The 18835-nt window shown below is 74.6% G+C and carries 16 protein-coding genes; 3 read left to right on the top strand and 13 right to left on the bottom strand.

Going from position 1 to position 18835, the window contains the following annotated elements; all coding sequences use genetic code 11:
* Positions 1–313 precede the first annotated feature (313 nt).
* The 3 genes from ACIO6U_RS25745 (at position 314) to ACIO6U_RS25735 (ending at position 3412) form a co-directional block, all read left to right on the top strand.
* Positions 314–904, top strand: coding sequence for a lytic polysaccharide monooxygenase (locus tag ACIO6U_RS25745; protein WP_355350307.1), 591 nt, complete (start codon positions 314–316; stop codon positions 902–904).
* A 166-nt stretch (positions 905–1070) separates the two neighbouring features.
* Positions 1071–2405, top strand: a complete 1335-nt coding sequence (locus ACIO6U_RS25740; protein WP_401722632.1) for a hypothetical protein — start codon at positions 1071–1073, stop codon at positions 2403–2405.
* 245 nt (positions 2406–2650) lie between these two features.
* Positions 2651–3412 carry a class I SAM-dependent methyltransferase gene (locus ACIO6U_RS25735; RefSeq protein ID WP_401722629.1) on the top strand — a complete coding sequence of 254 codons (762 nt, stop codon included), beginning with the start codon at positions 2651–2653 and terminating at the stop codon, positions 3410–3412.
* A 36-nt stretch (positions 3413–3448) separates the two neighbouring features.
* Here ACIO6U_RS25735 and ACIO6U_RS25730 read toward each other — a convergent pair whose 3' ends face one another.
* The 13 genes from ACIO6U_RS25730 to ACIO6U_RS25670 all read right to left on the bottom strand — a co-directional run bounded on the left by ACIO6U_RS25730 (position 3449) and on the right by ACIO6U_RS25670 (position 18756).
* On the bottom strand, positions 3449–4000 hold the full coding sequence (locus ACIO6U_RS25730) for a flavin reductase family protein (protein WP_355345797.1): 552 nt from the start codon (positions 3998–4000) through the stop codon (positions 3449–3451).
* 74 nt (positions 4001–4074) lie between these two features.
* Positions 4075–4881 carry an alpha/beta hydrolase gene (locus tag ACIO6U_RS25725; RefSeq protein ID WP_401722626.1) on the bottom strand — a complete coding sequence of 269 codons (807 nt, stop codon included), beginning with the start codon at positions 4879–4881 and terminating at the stop codon, positions 4075–4077.
* A complete protein-coding gene (locus tag ACIO6U_RS25720; RefSeq protein ID WP_355345803.1) occupies positions 4878–6041 on the bottom strand; it encodes an LLM class flavin-dependent oxidoreductase in 1164 nt (387 codons plus the stop codon). The genes ACIO6U_RS25725 and ACIO6U_RS25720 overlap by 4 nt, the downstream gene beginning before the upstream one ends.
* Before the next feature lie 51 nt (positions 6042–6092).
* Positions 6093–7313 carry an acyl-CoA dehydrogenase family protein gene (locus ACIO6U_RS25715; protein ID WP_401722622.1) on the bottom strand — a complete coding sequence of 407 codons (1221 nt, stop codon included), beginning with the start codon at positions 7311–7313 and terminating at the stop codon, positions 6093–6095.
* A complete protein-coding gene (locus ACIO6U_RS25710; RefSeq protein ID WP_401722619.1) occupies positions 7310–9817 on the bottom strand; it encodes a molybdopterin-dependent oxidoreductase in 2508 nt (835 codons plus the stop codon). Before ACIO6U_RS25710 ends, ACIO6U_RS25715 begins: the two co-directional genes overlap by 4 nt.
* Positions 9814–10896, bottom strand: coding sequence for an LLM class flavin-dependent oxidoreductase (locus ACIO6U_RS25705; RefSeq protein ID WP_401722616.1), 1083 nt, complete (start codon positions 10894–10896; stop codon positions 9814–9816). The genes ACIO6U_RS25710 and ACIO6U_RS25705 overlap by 4 nt, the downstream gene beginning before the upstream one ends.
* A 45-nt stretch (positions 10897–10941) precedes the next feature.
* On the bottom strand, positions 10942–12036 hold the full coding sequence (locus tag ACIO6U_RS25700; RefSeq protein ID WP_401722613.1) for an ABC transporter ATP-binding protein: 1095 nt from the start codon (positions 12034–12036) through the stop codon (positions 10942–10944).
* Positions 12033–13277 (bottom strand): ABC transporter ATP-binding protein, encoded by a 1245-nt coding sequence (locus ACIO6U_RS25695; RefSeq protein WP_401722610.1) that lies wholly within the window; start codon positions 13275–13277, stop codon positions 12033–12035. Before ACIO6U_RS25695 ends, ACIO6U_RS25700 begins: the two co-directional genes overlap by 4 nt.
* Positions 13255–14139, bottom strand: coding sequence for an ABC transporter permease subunit (locus ACIO6U_RS25690; protein WP_391052338.1), 885 nt, complete (start codon positions 14137–14139; stop codon positions 13255–13257). Before ACIO6U_RS25690 ends, ACIO6U_RS25695 begins: the two co-directional genes overlap by 23 nt.
* Positions 14136–15212, bottom strand: a complete 1077-nt coding sequence (locus ACIO6U_RS25685) for an ABC transporter permease (RefSeq protein ID WP_355345824.1) — start codon at positions 15210–15212, stop codon at positions 14136–14138. Before ACIO6U_RS25685 ends, ACIO6U_RS25690 begins: the two co-directional genes overlap by 4 nt.
* A complete protein-coding gene (locus tag ACIO6U_RS25680; protein ID WP_355345827.1) occupies positions 15209–16765 on the bottom strand; it encodes an ABC transporter substrate-binding protein in 1557 nt (518 codons plus the stop codon). The genes ACIO6U_RS25685 and ACIO6U_RS25680 overlap by 4 nt, the downstream gene beginning before the upstream one ends.
* Positions 16766–17329: 564 nt before the next feature.
* Complete coding sequence (locus tag ACIO6U_RS25675) at positions 17330–18256, bottom strand: DsbA family protein (protein WP_401722605.1); 927 nt, start codon at positions 18254–18256, stop codon at positions 17330–17332.
* Positions 18253–18756 (bottom strand): RrF2 family transcriptional regulator, encoded by a 504-nt coding sequence (locus tag ACIO6U_RS25670; RefSeq protein ID WP_401722602.1) that lies wholly within the window; start codon positions 18754–18756, stop codon positions 18253–18255. Before ACIO6U_RS25670 ends, ACIO6U_RS25675 begins: the two co-directional genes overlap by 4 nt.
* Positions 18757–18835: the final 79 nt, after the last annotated feature.

The following is an 18835-nucleotide window of genomic DNA, read 5'->3' as shown; positions in this document are numbered from 1 at the left end:
GCTTTCCCGGGGCCCGCACCCGGGGGGTCCCCGGGGCCCGGGGCCTCCGGGCCCGGCCCCCCCCCCCCCCGGGGGGGGGGGGCCGCGGGGCGCCGGGGGGGGGGGGCCCCCCCCCCCCCCGGGCCGCCGTGCGTAGCGGACACATTGCGCCGCCGCACGGCTGATTCTTGGTGTGGACATGACTAAATCCTGGGACTAGGGTGCGACTTGGTCTAGACCTGGATCGGTGTGGTCTTGTGCCGCACGGGCAGGTCCGGGCCGCGTACGACCGTAGACATCCGCGGAACTCCCCCACGTTCTCAAGGAGTACGCCATGCGCAAGAAGATCAGTGCGGCCGTGATCGGGCTCGGCGTCGCCGGTTCGTTCGTGCTCGCCACCGGAAGCGCCAGCAGCCACGGCTACATCAGCACCCCGCCCAGCCGCCAGGCGCTGTGCGCCGCCGGGACCGTCACGAACTGCGGCGACATCCAGTACGAGCCGCAGAGCGTCGAGGGCCCCAAGGGCTTCCCGGCCGGCGGTCCCGCCGACGGCAAGATCTGCAGCGGCGCCAACAGCCGCTTCGCCCAGCTCGACGACCCGCGCAACGGCGGCTGGCCCGCCACGCACGTGACGGGCGGTCAGAGCTACACCTTCACCTGGAAGTTGACCGCCCGGCACTCGACGACCGACTTCTCGTACTACCTGACCAAGGCCGGGTACGACCCGAAGAAGCCGCTCACCCGGGCGATGCTCAACACCACGCCCTTCCTGAAGATCCCTTACAACGGCTCCCAGCCGCCCGCCACCGTCGTCCACCAGGGCACGATCCCCAGCGGGCTGAGCGGCAAGCAGCTCATCGTCGGCGTCTGGACCATCGCGGACACCGCGAACGCCTTCTACTCCTGCGCCGACGTGCAGTTCTGACGCACCGTCCGGGGCCGCCGCCGTCCTGCTCCGCTGACGGTGCGTCACCGTAACGCCCGGCGTGGGCAGCCGCACCCGCGCCGCCGCGTAGGGCAGTGTCGAAGCCGGAACCGGGCCGTTCGGACGCCCGGCCGGCGCGCGACACGACGACGGAGGCGGCAGCGGGATGCGGACACGACGGGGACGGCGACTGACGTGGGGCCTCGGCCCGAGGCGGGCGCGCGGCGGAGTGTTCGCCGCGGCGGCCCTCACGGCTGCGGCGGCGCTCGCCGGAACGGGAGCGGGCGCGGCTACGGCGACGGCGGCGCCCGGCGACGGGGTACGGGACTCGGCCTCCGCCCCGGTGCCGGACGCTTCCGCTGCCGCGCCCGCGCCCGGCGGCCCCGACCTGCCGGTGTGGCGCAGCCGCCGCGCGGCCGGGCCCGAGCGGGACGAGGAACTGCGCGCCGTGGCGGCCCGCGACTCGCTCGACGCGTGGTCGGTCGGCTACCGCGAGGACCCGTCGGGCGTGAACGTCACCGTCGCCGAGCGCTTCGACGGCGCCCGGTGGAACGCCACCGGCCCGCTCGCCCACCGGCCGTCCGGCGGCGCGGCGGCGAACGGCAAGCTCGACGCCGTACTGCCGCTGTCCGCCCGTGACGTCTGGGCTGTCGGCTCCTGGAACGACGCCGCGGCGTTCCAGGACCGCTCGCTGGCCGAGCACTTCGACGGCCGCCGCTGGCAGGAGGTCCCGCTGCCCGCGGAGGCCGCCGACCGGTCGGCGTACCCGTCGGCGCTCGCGGGCACCGGCCCGGACGACCTCTGGACGGTCGGCGTCACCGCGCAGGACCGGATCGGCGCGCCGCGCCCGATGGCGTACCACTGGAACGGGCGCGCCTGGTCGTCGGTCGCCACCCCGGAGCCGGGCGGCGACGCGCTGCTGTCGGGTGCGGCGGCCGACGGCGACGGTCGTGTCTGGGCCGTCGGTGTCGTCTACGACGCGCGGGGTGAGGGCCGCCCGCTCGTCGAGCGCTGGGACGGCGCGGCCTGGCGGATCGTGCCGACGCCGCACACCGCCGGCCGCGGCGAGTCGCTGGAGAGCGTCGCCGTGCTCGGCCCCGACGACGTGTGGGCGGTCGGCGGGAGCAGCACGCCGGACGGCACGAACTCCCCGCTGACCCTGCACTGGGACGGGCGTACGTGGACGGAGGTCGCGGCGCCCGCCGTCCACGCGGACCTGCACGGCGTCACCGCGTACGGCGAGCACGGCCTGATCGCCGTCGGCGAGCAACAGGGCGTGGCCACACCGGCGTTCACCATGCGCTGGGAAGGCGCGGCCTGGCACGCCGAGCCCGCGGCGACCGACGCGGCGGGCCAGGGTGCCTCGCTCTTCGGCGTGGCCGCCGTGCCGCACCCGCTGCCCGGCACACCCACCGCGTGGGCGGTCGGCTCGACCCTTCCCCAGTTCCAGCCGACCTGGCGGCCGATCGTCCAGGGCTACGGCGGGGTGCCGGTGCGCTGAGCGGCAGGGGCCGCCTCCGGCGCGGGACGGCCCCCCTTGCTGGCCGGCTCCTCAGGTACGGCCCGTGGTCCAGGCGCCGGTTGATCGCGGCCCGGGTGTGACCGAGGCCCGGGTGTGATCGAGGTCCGAGGTGGTCGAGGCCCGGGTGTGGTCGAAGCCCGAGCTCGGGCTGGTCGAGGTTCGAGGCGATCGAGGCACGGGTTAATCGAGTGGTCCGGCGGGCGGCCTGCGGCGATGATGCCGGGATGGAACGTGACTTCGAGGCGCTGGTGGCGGAGGCCGACTCGGTGTCGGTCGACGGGTGGGACTTCTCCTGGCTGGACGGGCGGGCCACCGAGCAGCGGCCGTCGTGGGGGTATCAGCGGCGGATGGGCGAGCGTCTCGGCCGGGCGTCGGCCGCGCTCGACATCCAGACCGGCGGCGGCGAAGTGCTCGCCGGAGTGCCCGCGCTGCCGCCGCTGATGGCCGCGACCGAGTCGTGGCCGCCGAATGTGGCCAAGGCGACCGCGCTGCTGCACCCGCGCGGCGCGGTCGTCGTCGCGGACACGGACGAGCCCCCGCTGCCCTTCGCCGACGAGGCGTTCGACCTGGTGACCAGCCGCCACCCCGTGACGGTGTGGTGGGACGAGATCGCGCGCGTCCTGCGCCCCGGCGGCACGTACTTCTCCCAGCAGGTCGGCCCGGCCAGCGCGTTCGAACTCGTGGAGTTCTTCCTCGGAGAGCAGCCCGACGCGGTGCGCGGCGCGCGCCACCCCGACCTGGCGCGTGCGGGCGCCGCCGCGGCCGGACTCGAGGTGGTCGACCTGCGCGCCGAGTCGCTGCGGATGGAATTCCACGACATCGGCGCGGTCGTCTACTACCTGCGCAAGGTCATCTGGATGGTCCCCGGCTTCACGGTCGCCGAGCACCGCGACACCCTGCGCGCCCTGCACGAACACATCACGTCCGAGGGGTCGTTCACGGCCACGGTGACCCGCTTCCTCATCGAGGCGCGGAAGGCGGCCTGACGCCGGGACCGCCCCCCCCCGCGACGCCCGCCGCGGTTACGCGCGGGGCCGGTCGGTGTGGAAGGTGCCGAACGCCCCGTCGTGGTGGACCAGCGGCGAGTCCGCGCCGGGACCTCCCGCGTCCTCCACATGGCCGACCACGAGGAAGTGGTCGCCGACGTCGTGGACGTGCACGGTACGGGCGGTCAGCCAGGCCGGCACCCCGGACAGCAGCGGCAGCCCGCCCGTGTCCGGTGTCCAGTCCACCCCGGCGAACCGGTCCACGCCACTGCGCGCGAAGCCCCGCGCCAGGTCCTCCTGGTCGGACCCGAGCAGATGCACCGCGAAACGGTCGGCCGACCTGACGGCGCCCGCCGTGGACGCCGTGGTGGACAAGTAGAAGGACACCAGGGCCGGTTCGAGGGATGCCGAGGTGAAGGACGTCGCGGTGAATCCCGCGGGACCCGGCACGGTCACGACGGTCACCGCCGTCGCCTGCCGCCGCAGCGTACGCCGCAGCAGATCGGCCGGACGTACCGCTCCGGCGGCGGAACGGGTGTGATCCACGGGTGAGTTGGTGGCAGCGGCGAGCGACGGGGTCGCGGTCATGACGGGCGGTCCTTCCGGGTCGGATGCCAGGGGAGTGGCCGGACCCCTTACGGGGCCCGGCACATGGCGGGGCGTCAGGGCGCGGCGACCGGGGTCACCGTGAGGATCGGCGGGAGCGAGTGAGCGATACGCAGCCGCTCCAGCCACTGGACGACGAGGGCGGCGACACTGCGGTGCTGGATGTCGTTGAGCACGTCGTGCCTGCCGTCCGTCACCGTGGCCAGGGTCGCCGCGGGCAGCCGCGCGGCCAGGGAGTGGGCGACGGACGGCGCGGAGACCGGGTCGGCCGCGCCGTGCAGCACGAGGGCCGGGAACGGGAGCCCGGCTGTGAGCGCCGCGTCGGCGGCCTCGGCCAGCGCGCCGGGGACGGGGGCGGCGAGGGCGCCGGCGACGAACAGCGGGTCGGCGTCCAGCCGCCCCCGGTGCGTCGGGCACGCCGTGCGTACGGCCAGCTCGTCGTCCCACCCGGCCGCCGCGCCCGGTTCCGGCGCCCCGGCGAGCAGCAGCGCGTCCGGTGCGACGCCCGTACGCCCGGCGGCTGCCAGCGCGTGCAGGGCCCCGCTGTCGGAACCGGCCAGTACCAGCGGCCTGGCCGCGCCCGCCGCGATCGCTTCGACGGCGCCCGCGACCGGCTCGGGATCGCCGTCCTCGGGCACGTCGAGGACGTGGACGACATACGCGTCGGCCGCAAGCCGTCGGCCGAACCGCTCGTACACGCCCGGGTGTTCACCGCGCCCGGGGAGCAGGACGACGGTGCCGCGGTGCGCCAGGCCCGCGGCCGGGTACCAGTCCGCGACCGGCGCGGCCTCCTCCGCCGGGCTCGGGACTCGCGGGTGCACCGGGTCTCCGGTGGCCTCGGCGAGGCCGACCGGGGCGCTCATCGGGCACCGCTCACGGCGGCGACCGCGGGAGCGGAGCCGGACACGCCCGTCGCGTCCGCGTCACGCCGGGCCACCTCGGCCCGGACCAGCGGCAGCAGGTCACGGCCGTAGTCGATCACGTCGTCCAGCGGGTCGTAGCCGCGGATCAGCAGCGTGGTGACGCCGATGTCCACGTAGTCCAGCAGCGCCTGGGCGACGGTCTCCGGCGTGCCGACCAGGGCGGTCGAATTGCCCGCCGCCCCGGTCGCCTTGGCGGTGGGGGTCCACAGCGCGCGGTCGTGCAGCTCCCCCTTGGCCGCGGCGGCGAGCAGCCGCTGCGAGCCGGTGTTCTGCGGCTGGGCGTCCGGGCCGACCGGCAGGGTCGTGCGGCGGCTGCCGACGAACGACCCTGCCGCGCCACGGGAGTTGATGGTGTCCAGGATGCGGTGTGCGCGGTCCCACGCCTCCTCCTCGGTACGGCCGAGGATCGGCCGGAAGGAGACGCTGATCCGCGGCGGCTCGGTGCGGCCCGCCGCCTCGGCCGCGGCCCGCACGGACGCGATCTGCTCCGCCGTCTCCGCCAGCGGTTCGCCCCACAGCGCGAAGACGTCGGCGTGCTTGCCGCCGACCCGGTAGGCCGCCTCGGACGAGCCGCCGAAGTACAGCGGGATGCGGGGCTCGGTGACCGGGCGCACCTCGGAGAGGTAGTCCTCGTAGTGGTAGAAGCGGCCCTCGTGGCTGACCGGTTCCGTGCTGGTCCAGGCGGACTTGAGGATGTCGAGGTACTCGTCGGTCCGCGCGTAGCGGTCGTCCTTGCCGAGGTGGTCGCCGTCCCTGCGCTGCTCGGCGTCGTGCCCGCCGGTGATGATGTGCACCGCGGTGCGCCCGCCGGAGAACTGGTCGAGAGTGGCGAAGGTCCTGGCCGCAAGGGTCGGAGCGACGAAGCCGGGGCGGTGCGCCACCAGCAGGCCCAACCGCTCGGTGTGGGCGGCGACATGGGCGGCGACCTGCGTACCGTCGGGGCTGCCGGAGCCGTAGCCGATCAGGACGCGGTCGAAGCCCGCCTCCTCGTGGGCGAGGGCGAACCGCCGCGTGTAGTCGGGGTCGACGACCGGCCCGGACGGAGGACGGACCTCGGAGACGTCGCGGGTGCCGATCATGCCGATGAACTCAACAGGCATGGCTGCTGGGGCCTTTCGTGAGAGGGAGCGGAAGAGAAAGCGAAAAGGGGGTCAGCGGGCGGACCCGCCGAGGTCGAGGGCGGCGCGCCCGGTGCCGAGCAGCACCGAGTCGTCCTGCGGGGTGTGGACGCGGGAGCACAGCACGTCCCGCAGATGGCGTTGCAGCGGGTTGTCGTTGGTCAGGCCGTTGTTGCCGATCAGCGCGACGGCCTGCTCGACCGAACCGATCGCGGCCCGGGTGCCGAGCACCTTCGCGCCGCCCGCCTCCGCGGCGGCGAGCGGATCGCCGCTGTCGACGGCCTCGGCCAGCGCCGCCACCAGCCTTTCCGCACCGGCCAGTTGGACCTCGATCTCGCCGACCGCGCTCTGGAAGCGCGGCAGCGTGGCCAATGGAGCGCCGAGCGCGCTGGGCACGCGCTCGTGCAGGAAACCGGTCAGCCACCGCTGGGCGGCGCGCGCCACGCCGAGGTAGAGCGCGGTCAGGCCCAGCGAGTTCCAGGCACCGCCCACGACGTCCCGGCCGCCGTCCTGGCCGGGCTCCGCGAGCCCGGCGGTGCGGCCGAGCGGCACACGGACCGAGTCGAACAGCACGTCGTCGCTGCGGCTGGCGCGCAGCCCCAAGTGGTTCCAGGTGGGCCGCACTTCGATGCCCGGCGAGTCGGTGCGCACCAGGAACGAACCGGTCCGCACCGGCTCCTCGTCGGTGCGCGCCCACACCAACATCCAGCGCAGCGCCACCGCGCCGGTCGAGAAGATCTTGTGCCCGGTCAGCTCCCAGTGGTCCTCGCGCCGCCGCGCGGTGGCCGCCGGAAGCCCGCCGCGTACCGGACTGCCCAGATCGGGCTCCACCCGCAGGGCGTTCACCAGCGCCGGGCGCCGCGCGGACTCGGCCAGCAGCTCGCCGTAGGTGTCCCGCGGCCAGTGCGGGGCGCGGGCCTGCGCCGCGTGCGCGAACAGCGTCATCGACGTGACCAGCGCGACCGCCGGATCACCGCCGCCGAGCGCCCGCAGGATGCGTACGGTGTCGGCGAGACCGGCCCCCGCGCCGCCGTGGCCGCGGTCGACGGTCGCGGTGAGCAGTCCGGCGGCGTGCACGGCGGCCACGCCCTCGTGCGGGAAGCTCGCGTCCCGGTCGTGCTCACCGGCCCGCGCGGCCAGCGCCGCCGCGACCTCGGGCAGCCGGTCGTAGTCGGGTGCGGGCAGGCCGGTGGCGGCGGCGTCCGCGGGCGCGGCGGAGCCGGTGCCGGACGAGGACGCGAGGTCGGTGGTCACGGTGTGGCCTTCCTGTGGTGGGGCCGTTCGAAGTGTGGATCGCCGGGCTCGGGTGGTCCGAGGCGGCCGTACGGGCCGGGCGCGTACGTGTCAGCGGTGGCCGGTCCCGCGGCGGCCGTCGAGGGTGTCGCATGCGCCGTACGGCCCGCGCGGGGATCGTCGGCGAAGGCGGGCGGCCGGCGGACGGTCACCTCGGGCGGCGGCCCTCCGGCCCACAACTCGACCTCGACCAGCGCGTGTTGGCCGGTGCAGCCCTGGGAGAGCCGGGAGCTGGGGATGTCGGCGGTCAGCACGTTCGGATTGCCGTGCGCGCACAGCGGCGGCTCGTGACCGGGTACCGGGTCGAACCACGCGCCGGTCGGCAGCCGTACGACACCGGGCCGTACCCGGTCGGTGAGCACCGCGCCCGCCAGGCAGGCGCCCCGGTCGTTGAAGATCCGCACCAGATCGCCGTCGTGGACCGAACGGGCCGCCGCGTCCGCCGGATGGATCCGCAGCGCCTCGCGCCCGGCGACCTTGGCGTCCAGGCTCGCGGCCCCGGTGTCGAGCTGACTGTGCAGCCGGTTGGCGGGCTGGTTCGCGATCAGCAGCAGCGGCAGCCGGTCCGCGGCCGGGGCGCCCGGCCACTCGTCGGGTTCGAGCCAGGCCGGGTGGCCGGGGCAGTCGGGCAGCCCGAGGGCGGCCACCGTCGCGCTGGTCAGCTCGATCCGGCCGCTGGGGGTGGCCAGGGGCGCGCCCAGCGGGTCGGCCCTGAAGTCGGCGAAGAGCGTGCGCTCGGCGGGCTGCGGCGGCAGTTCCCACTCGCCCGCCGACCAGAAGTCCGCGAAGGCGGGCGGCTCGCCGCCCCCGGTCGCCGCCAACTCCTCGGCCCACCGGGTGTACAGGTGCTCCAGCCATCCCGCCGGGTCCCGTCCCTCGGTGAACCGCTCGCCGAATCCGAGGCGTTCGGCCAGACCGGCCAGGATCGCGTGGTCGTCGCGGGCCTCGCCGACCGGCTCGACCGCGCGGTGCATGGCGATCAGATGGGTGTCGCGCCGCCCGCCGCCGATGTCCTCACGCTCCAGGGACGTGGTGGCGGGGAACACCAGATCGGCGTGGCGGGCGGTCGCCGTCCAGTGCGTCTCGTGCACCAGCACGGTGTCCGGCCGCCCGAAGGCGCGCCGCAGCCTGCCCAGGTCCTGATGGTGGTGGAAGGGGTTGCCGCCGGCCCAGTGCACCAGCCTGATGTCCGGGTAGCGGCGGCGTGTGCCGTCGTAGTCGTACTCCTCGCCGGGACGCAGCAGCAGGTCCGCGATCCGGGCGCAGGGGATGAACTCCGCGACGGGATTGGGCCCTTGGGGCAGATACGGCAGCCGGACCTGCGGACCGGTGTCGCCCACGTCGCCCATCGAGCCGTAGCCGTGGCCGAATCCGCCGCCCGGAAGTCCGATCTGGCCAAGCAGCGCGGCCAGCGCGAGCGCCGCCCACACCGGCTGCTCGCCGTGCTGGATGCGCTGCAACGACCAGGTGACGGTGACCAGGGTGCGCTGCCGCGCGGCGCTGCGGGCCAGGTCGCGGATTCGGTCGGCCGGGATGCCGGTGAGCGCCGCGGCCCACCGCGCGTCCTTCACCGTGCCGTCGTCGGCGCCGCGCAGATAGCGCAGGAAGGTGTCGGCCCCGGCGCAGTAGCGGGCGACGAACTCCCGGTCGTACAGGCCCTCGTCGACCAGGGTGTGGGCGAGCGCCAGCATCAGCGCGGTGTCGGTCGCCGGGCGGATCGGGTACCAGTCGGCGTCCAGGCCGTCCGGCAGGTCGTCGCGCAGTGGGCTGACCAGCGCGACCCGGGCACCGGCCGCGGCCAGCGCCGACAGATGGCCGGGCGTGCCGTGCCGGGTCACCCCGCCGGGGGTGACATGCACGTTCTTCGCGGGGATTCCGCCGAAGGCGATGATCAGTTCGGTGTGCCCGGTGATCGTCGGCCAGGTGGACGAGGACCGCAGCACCGACTCCGCGTCGCCGACCAGATACGGCAGCAGCACCAGCGAGGTGCCCAGGCTGTACGAGTTGCGCGAGCCCGTGTAGCCGCCGAACTGCGCCAGGAACCGGTGGAGTTGGCTCTGCGCGTGGTGGAAGCGCCCCGCGCTCGCCCAGCCGTACGAGCCGCCGAACACCGCTGTGTTGCCGAACTCGTCGCGGACCCGCGCCAGTTCGGCGGCGGCCAGGTCAAGCGCCTCGTCCCAGCCGAGTTCCACGAAGGGCTCGTCGCCGCGCCCGGAGGTGGGACCGGGGCCGTGCTCCAGCCAGCCGCGCCGGGCGGCGGGCCGCCGGATCCGGGTGGCGTGCCGGAGCGAGCCCGGCACACCGCGCAGCAGCGGTGACGGCGAGGGGTCGGCGGGGTGCGGGACGGCGGTGACCGTGCCGTCCGCGTTCCGCCGTACCCCGAACGCCCCCCAGTGGGAGGTCGTCGGGGTGACCGCCCCGGCCCTCCTCCCCACCGAGGGCGCGCTCCCGGTCCCGGCGGTCATACGGCAGCCGCTCCGGTCAGCGCGGCGCCGTCGGTCTGCTCGCGGACCAGCCGCACCAGGGAGCCGTAGTCGCGGGCGTCCTCCAGCGGGCTGAAGCCGCGGATCAGGAGGGTGGACACGCCCAGGCCCACGTAGTCCAGCAGCGACTCGGCGACCTGCTCGTAACTGCCCACCAGCGCGGTGGAGTTGCCCGCGGCCCCGGTGACCTTGGCGACCGCCGTCCACAGCCGCTTGTCGTGCACGTCGCCCTTGGCGGCGTATTCGAGCAGCCTGCGCGAGCCCTCCTGTGCGGTGTGGTCGAGGTTGAACGCCTTGCGCACCTCGCCCGCCTTCTCCTTCGTCAGCCGCAGGACGTCCTCGGCGCGGCGCCACGCCTCGGCCTCCGTGGCGGCCGGTATCGGGCGCAGGCTGACGCTGAACCGCGGGTCGCGGCCGTACGGCGACGCCGCCGCGCGGACCTGCCGGATGCGCTCGGCGATCCCCGCGAGCGGCTCGCCCCAGAAGGCGTACACATCCGCGTGCTTGCCGCCGACCCGCACCGCGTCACCGGACGCGCCGCCGAAGTACACCGGGATCGGATCGGCCGGGCGGACCGACGAGTAGCCGCCGCGCACGGTGTAGAACTCGCCCTCGTAGTCGAAGGGTTCGGCCGACTCCCACTCCTTGCGCACCACGTCGAGGAACTCGTCGGTGCGCCGGTAGCGGGTCGGCTTGTCGCTGAGGTCGCCGTCCCGCGCCTGGTCGGCGTCGTCGCCTCCGGTGATGACGTGCAGCGCGACCCGGCCAGGGTGGAAGGCGTCGAGCGTGGCGTACTTGCGGGCCGTGAGCGTCGGGGCGACGAAACCGGGACGGTGGGCGAGCAGCACACCGAGCCGGGTCGTACGGTTCAGGATCTGGTCGGCGACGGTGAAGCCGTCGGGGCTCGCGGAGGAGTGCGCGACCAGCACACGGTCGAAGCCGGACTCCTCGTGCGCCAGGGCCAGTTCGGTCAGGTAGCCGGGGTCGACGACAGGCCCGGACGCGGCGCCGGTCTCACTGAACTGCTGGGTGCTGGCGATGCCGATGAATTCGATGGGCACGGGGTCTCTCCCGAAGATCGTGGGGTTGCTGGTGGTGTGCGCGGGTCAGCGGGCGGCGGCGACCGGGTGGTGACAGGCGGCGGCCCGCTCGCCCGAGTGCGGAGAACTGCCCGGTTGCGTACGGCAGTCGGCGTCCGCCAGCGGGCAGCGGTGGGCGAAGACGCAGGCGCCGGGGTCGGCCGCCCAGACCGGCACCTCACCGGGCGGCCCCGGCCGTTCGCGCCGCTTCGACGGATCGCGGTCCACGCGGGGCGCGGACGCGGTGAGCAGCGCGGTGTACGGGTGCAGCGGGCGGGCCAACACATCGGCGGTCGAACCCTGTTCGACCAGCCGCCCCCGGTACAGCACCGCGATCCGGTCGGCGATCCCGGCCAGCGAGCTGAGGTCGTGCGAGATGACGACGACGGCCACGCCCAGGTCGCGGCGCAACTCGTCCAGCAGCCGCAGCACATGGTTGCGGTTCGAGGCGTCCAGCGCGCTGACCGGCTCGTCCGCCAGCAGCAACGCGGGCCGCGTGACGATCGCCCGCGCCAAGGACACGCGCTGACGCTGGCCGCCGGAGAGCTGGGCCGGAATCCGGCCGCCCAGGGTGCCCGCGTCGAGCCCCACCCGGTGCAGCGCCTCCGCCACCCGGCCGCGCCGCTCGCCGCGCTCCACCCCGGCGACCGCCAACGGCTCGCCCACCAGGTCGTTCACCGTCAGATCCGGGTCCAGCGACCGCAGCGGGTCCTGGAACATGTACTGCACCAGCCCGGACCGCCGGTGGTCGCGCAACTCCCGTCCGCGCAGCGCGCCGACCTCGACGCCCGCCACGCCGATCCGCCCGGCCACCACCGGCGCCAGCCCGACCACGGCCCGCGCCAGCGTCGTCTTACCCGACCCGGTCTCGCCGATCACCCCGAGGATCTGACCGGCCGTCACCTCCAGGTCCACACCGCTCAGCACGGGGGCGCTGTGGCTGTGGCCGGGGCGCCGCTGGTAGGTGACACCGAGCCCTTCGACCTGGAGCGCGGGCGCCGACGCCCGCGTCTCGCGTTCGGCGGCGGGCACCGCGGACGGCGCGACCGGCCGCTCGATGTCCGCCGTGGGCGGCGAGACGTCGGAGACCGGCGCCGTGCGGGCCGCGGGGGTGGTGGTCATGCGGGCACCTCCTGGAGGGGCGGCGGGGACAGGGCGAGTTCCGCGGCGCGCACGCAGCGGACACGGCGGCCGTCGGCGGTCGCGGTGAGCGGCACCGGCCGCGTACGGCAGCGGTCCTCGGCGAAGGCGCAGCGGTCGGCGAACCGGCAGCCGACCGGGGCCTCGCCCGCCTCGGGCGGACGGCCGGGGATGACGGCCAGCTCGCGGCGGTTCCAGTCGCCGAGGGAGGCGACGCGCAGCAGCGCGGCGGTGTAGGGGTGCGCGGGGCGGTGGACGACGTCCTGGGTGGGGCCGTCCTCGACGATCTCGCCCGCGTAGAAGACCAGCACCCGGTCGGTGACCTCGGCGACGACGGCCAGGTCGTGGGTGACCAGCAGCAGGGCGAGACCGCGCTCGTCGCGCAACTGGGCCAGCAGATCGAGGACTTCGGCCTGCACGACGGTGTCGAGCGCCGTCGTCGCCTCGTCCGCGACGAGCAGCCGCGGATCGCAGGCGACCGCGATGGCGATCAGGACGCGTTGCAGCATGCCGCCCGACAGCTCGTGCGGGTACCGGTGGTAGACGTCGGCGGGATCGCGCAGGCCGACCGAGGCGAAGAGTTCCACGGCCCGCTCGTGCGCCCGCGCCCGCTTCAGACCGAGGCGTACGCGCAGCGGCTCCGCGAGCTGGCGGCCCACGGTCAGCGCCGGGTTGAGATACGAGGCCGGGTCCTGGAAGACCGCGCCCAGCTCCACCCCGCGCAGCCGCTCCCACTGCCGCTTGTCGAGCGCGGTCAGATCGGTACCGGACGACGAGGCGGCGCCCGACGACTTCCTGGCCGAGGACTTCGCGGCCGACGCCTTGCCGAACGACCGGCTTGTGGGCCACGAGCTTGCGGGCGACGCCTTTCCGGCCGCCGACGCACCCGCCGCCGACCCACCCGCGGCCGAGGCACCGGCCGTCGCCGTACCGACCGCTTCCGTACCGTCGGGATCCGCACCGGCCAGCACCGCGCTGCCCGCCGACACCTCGCAGCCGGGCGGCAGCACGCCGAGCAGCGAGCGGCAGGTCAGCGTCTTGCCGCTACCCGATTCGCCGACGACGCCGACGGCCTCACCCGCGTGGACGGTGAAGGACACGTCGCGGACCGCCTCGGCGCGACCGCCGGAGACGGTGATGTGCAGCCCGTCCACGGTGAGTACGGGTCCGGTCGCACCGACGGTGCGGGCACGGCCCGGCTCAGACAGCGACGACACGGTCATCGGCCTTCCTCCCCTGGGGTTCGCGGGCGGCTCGCGGCTCGGCCCCGACATCGGCGCCGCTGTCCCGTACGGCGTCCGCGAGCAGATTGAGCGCGCCGACGGTGATCATGATCAGGACGCCGGGCAGGGCGGGCGCCCACGGCTGCTGGGCGAGATAGCCCAAGTCGCTGGCGAGCATGCCGCCCCAGGTCGGGGCGGGCGGCTGGACGCCGACGCCGAGGAAGGTCAGCGAGGCGACGGTCAGCAGCGCCGTCGCCAGCGCGTGGGCCGTGGTCACGGCGATCGTCGGCAGCACCTTCGCGGCGATGTGGGTCCGCAGGATCCGGCCGCGCGAGGCGCCCATCAGCTCCGCGGCCTCCACGTACTGGGCCTGCTTCAGGCCCAGCGCGGCGGCGCGGGACACCCGGAAGAACAGCGGGGCCAGCAGCACGCCGAGCGCGAGCATCGCCTGGTTGAGGCCGTTGCCGAAGACGCCGATCGCGGCGATGGCGAAGAGCGTGAACGGCAGCGTCATCAGCGCGTCCACCGCCCGCAGCGCGGCCCACTCGAAGCCGCGGCCGAGCCACAGCGACGCGAGGCCCGGCACGACGCCGAGGACCATCGCCGCGCCGACCGACTCGACCGCGCCGAGCACGGAGCGGCCGGTGCCCGCCAGCAGCCTGCTCAGGACGTCCCTGCCGAGGTAGTCCGTCCCCAACAGGTGCGATCCGCTCGGCCCTTGGAGCACCCGCGCGGTGTCCTGCGCGAGCGGGTCCTGCGGGGCGATCACCCCGCCGAGCACCGCGAGCAGGGCGACGACGGCGAGTACGGCCAGTGCGAAACGGGCGGCGGGCACCCGTCCGGTGCGGCGCAGCGTCCTCATGAGGCACCGCCACGTGACGCGCCGTCAGCGAGCGCGGCGTCTCCCGATGCCGCGTTCGCCTTCGAACGGCCCCTGCGGGCGGCCGGGTTGAGCGCCAGCAGACCGGCGTTGATCGCGATGTTGGCGAGCAGGACCACCGCCACCGTGACCAGCAGCGTGCCCTGGATGACCGGCACATCGTGCTGCTGTGCGGCCTGGAGGGAGAGCTGCGCGATACCGGGCAGGTTGAAGATCCGCTCGGTGACGACCGCGCCGCCGATCAGCATCGGCACGCTCATGCCGAGGACGGTGAGCGCGGGTCCCGCCGCGTTGCGCAGCACGTGCCCGAAGAGCACCCGCCGGGCCGACAGACCGCGCATCATCGCGCCCGTCACGTAATTCGCCCGCAACTCCCCGACCAGCGAGGCCCGTAGCTGCCGGGCCACGTTCGCGGCGGCGTCCAGGCTGAGCGCGAAGGCGGGCAGCGCCGCGAAGCGCAGCCACTGCGCCGGATCGTCGCCGAAGGCGGTGTAGCCGCCGGACGGCAGCCACCCGAGCTTCACCGACACCACCGCGATCAGACCGATCGCGACGACGAAGGCCGGCAGCGTACCGAGCACCGAGCAGGCCGCCGTGATCGCGCGGTCCAGCCGCCCGCCGTTGCTGTACGCGGCGGCGATCCCGCCCGCCGCGCCGAGCAGCACGGCGATCACCAAGGCGAGACCGGCGATCGACAGGTCCACCGGCAGCGCCCGGAAGACGCTGTCGGAGACCGGGAGCGTGGTGAACCAGGAGCGCCCGAGATCGCCGGTCAGGGCGTGGCCGAGCCAGCTCACGTACTGCACCGGCAGCGGCCGGTCCAGGCCGAAGGCGTGGTTCATCCGGTCGATGTCGGCGGGCGTGGCGGTCTCGCCGAGCACCGCCGCGCCGGGGTTGGCGTTCGACAGCGCGCCGAGCCCGAAGGTCAGCAGCGACGACAGCAGGAACACGGTGGCGGTGGTGAGCACCGCGGAACCGATCGGCCGCGGCGCGATCAGCGCCCGGCGGGCCCGTGCCGACCGCCGCCGGGGCAGCGCGGCGGCGAGCGCCGTCATCCGACGGTCACCCCTTCGAAGCGCTGCACCACCGTGGTCTCGGGCAGCGCCGACACCCCGCGGGCCCTGGCGAGGATGCGCGGCACCGTGAACAGGAAGACGTTCGGCGTGGTGCGCACCGCGGTGGCGCTCGCGGCCTGGAGGACCTTCGGGTAGTCGGGGGAGTCGAGCGGAGTGCGGGTCACCTTGTCGATGGCGGCGGCCAGCTCCGGCGGCGTGGTGCGGCCCGGATTCATCAACCCCTGCTCACCGAACAGCACTTGGAACGCCTGCACGGCGGAGTCGCGGCCCGCGAACTGGTCGACGGCCAACTGCCGGTCGTGCTGGATGTAGATGATCTGGGTGAACTGCGCCTCGGGGATGACCTCGATCTTCGCGTTGATCCCGACCTTCTTGAGCTGCGCCTGGATCTGCTCGGGCTCGCCCTGCGCGGCGCCCGTGGTCAGCGTGAGGTCCAGGCCGCCCGCGTGCCCGGCCTCCGCGAGCAACCGCTTGGCCTTCTCCGGGTCGTACGGGAAGAGATTCGCGCTGGCCGGGTCGTACCCCGCGTAGCCCTTCGGGAAGGGCTGGTAGCTGACCTCGCCGTGGCCGAACGCCTGGGTCTTCAGCAGCGCCTCACGGTCGATCGCGTACTTCAGCGCCTCGACCACCTTGGGGTCGTCGAACGGCGCCTTGCTGCTGTTCACATCCAGGGTGGCGACCACCATCGAGGGAATGACCTGCACTTCGAGCCCGGCGGCCTTGGCCGCCTCGACCTGGCTGCCCGGGATCTGCGCCACGTTGTACTGCCCCGACTGGAGCGCCGCGACGACCGTGGAGGCGTCGGGCAGCGGGTACAGCTCGAAGTTGTTCAGCTTGATCGAGGCCGCGTCCCAGTACGTGGGGTTGCGCCGCAGGACGGCCTTGGCGTTCTGGGTGTACGAGGTCAGCGTGAAGGGTCCCGAGCCGGCCGGTTTGGAGGCGATGCCCGCGGCGTCCGAGGTGAAGGCGGCCGGATTGACGACCATCCCGGTCTTGCCCGCCAGCAGGTTGGGGAGCTGGTAATCCGCGTGCGTCAGGTCGATCACGACGGTCGTGGCGTTCGGCGCGGACACCGCCTTGACCGAGGTGAGCTGCGGTGCGACCAGCGACTTGGGGTCGGTACGGCCGCGGTCGAGGCTCTTCTTGACGGCGGTGGCGTCCAGCGCGGAGCCGTCGGAGAAGGTCAGTCCGGGACGGAGGGTGAAGGTCACCTGCGTGCCCAGGGCGTTGTACTTCCACGCGCTGGCGAGCGCCGGTACGGCCGCGCCGTGCGGGTCGAGCTTCGTGAGGCCCGCGTAGACCAGGGAGAGCGAGTGCACGTCCCATCCGGCGGAGGAGAAGACCGGGTCCCACGAAGTGGGCAGCGCCCAGCCCCACTTGAGGACGGAGGAGCCCGCGCTGCTCCCCGAGGTACCGCTGCCACTGCCGCAGGCCGCGAGCGCCAGGGCGGCGCCCGCGCCGAGGCCGAGCCCGAGGAAGGAACGTCTGCTCGGGGAGGAGGGAAGAGAACTGGACACGGCGGCACGATTCATGACGAGGCGTCACCTTTCGAGGGTGCGTTTCGAGGGGGTGCCCTCGACGGTGAGGGCGGCGCGACGGGGGCGGCGTACAGCGTGCCGTTCCGCTCGGCGACGGCCAGGAGACCGGCGCGCCGAGGACGGAGGCGGCACGGATCGCGGTGCGGCGCCATGGCGGCGGCACTGGGCGGTGGGCGTGACGGGGGAGTGCCGCGCCGGGGGCGGGTGCCTCAGGCGGTTACGGCGGGGGTCATGGCGTGGACGTCACGGGACGACGGGGCCACGGAAAGACGAGCGGGAGGACGCGTGGGCGGGGCGCACGGGCCTGGACACAGGCCGGCCGATCGGGGGCCTGGGGCCTGGGGTCTGCGGGGCGGTCAGGCGCCGCGCGAGGGCCACGGGCGTACGGTCAGCGACAGAGAGCGCTGCTGGTACGCAGGAAGTCCACGTAGCGGCACACCACACCGGGGTGCGTCGTAAGCATGTGCCCATCCTGACTGCCGGGGTGAGCCGATGTCAATGGACACCAAAAGGTGTCTCATTCGGTGGAACGGTGACCGCGTGCGGAAGACCCGCTGGTCAACGCGGCAGCGGGGGTACGGATACGGGGGCCGGGTATGCCGCGGCCTCGGCCGGGTGGAGCCACAGCGGGCCGTTCCCGGTGGCCACCGGGACGGCAGAGGCGGGCGGCGCGACCCCCGGCGCCAGCAGCTCCCACTCCGGCCCGGTCAGGCTGCGGTGGTACGCCAACAGGGCCTCGGCGGACGGCTGTTCGGCCGACACGGACACCCCGGGGGCGACCGCGAGCGCCGCCTCCAGATAGCTCGCCGCCGCACGCCTGCCGGGCACCACGCGACGCCCGAGCGGCCCGGTCAGCACGACGGTGGGCAGCGCGTACCGCAGCTCTCCCGACGGGGTTTCCTTGGCGGTGCCCGGATGCGGCCCCGCCGCTGTGACGGTCAGCACATCGGCCAGCGGGGCGCGCGTCTCGCGGTGGTCGGCCGTCACCGCGGCGAGCACCCGGGGGGACGCGGCGTCGGCGGCCAGGCGTACGGGGTCGAGACCGGGCACGCCGTCGGCGGCGGCCAGCGCCAGGTCCAGTGTGTCGGCGGGCTCGCCGGTCACGAACATCGTCTCGCGCAGCCGCCGCAGCACCCGGTCGGCCACCTGCCCGCCCTGCGCCTCGGCCGCCTTGGCGACCAGCGAGGCGGGCCAGCTCGTCGCCGCCACCCGGCTCAGCCGCACCGCGTGCGGAGCCCCTGTGTGCCCGCTGATCTCCCGGACGAAGCCCTCGTACCACCGGGTCTCGGCCGCCGGATCGGGCGCCGGGTCGTCGTCGGTGTCGAAGAGGATGCCGAACACCCGCCGCCACGACGCCTGTTCGCCGAGCGCGGCCCGCAGCGCGCGGAAGACGGGCTCGGAGCCCCACGCCCACGGACAGAGCGGATCGGTGTACTCGGTGACCTGGAGGCGGTCGGTGCCACCGGGCGGCGGGGGACCGGTCATGCCACGCCCGCCAGGCGGTCCTCGCCCGCCGAAGGGGCGGCCGGAGCGGCGATCGAAGCGGCGTCCGGCCCGGCGGCCTGTGCGCCACCGGCCGCGGCCGACCCGGACGGCAGCAGCGCCGCGATCGTCACCCCGGCCAGCACGGCGGCGGCGCCCTCCTCGATCGTGCGCCACACACTCGGCAGGCCCGTGGCGGGCGTCGGATAGGCAAGCTCGGCCAACGGCTCGCCGCGCAGCGTGATCACCTCGCCGTCCACGGCGCGCACCACGTCGAGCAGCGTGATCTCGGCGGCGGGTCTGGTCAGCCAGTAGCCGCCCTCGCAGCCGCGCTGGCTGCGCACCAGCCCCGCCCGCCGCAGCTCGCCGACCACGGACTTCAGGAATCGGAACGGAATCTCCTGCGAGGAGGCGATGGCCTCGCAGGTCAGCGGGCGGTCGATGTCGCAGGCCAGCTCCATGAGGGCCCGCGCGGCGTAGTCCGCCTTCGCGGAGATATGCATGGCTCCAGTATGGCGCGCCGGACGGCGGAAGTCGGCACCGCGGGCGGCTCCACCGGCCACGGAAGGGTGCGTCTGTGCA

This window comes from Streptomyces sp. NPDC087422, from assembly GCF_044744145.1.
In the GTDB taxonomy this organism is placed as follows: Bacteria; Actinomycetota; Actinomycetes; order Streptomycetales; family Streptomycetaceae; genus Actinacidiphila.
Note: the sequence above shows the minus strand (reverse complement) of the source record. Positions and strands in the feature narration are given on the sequence as shown.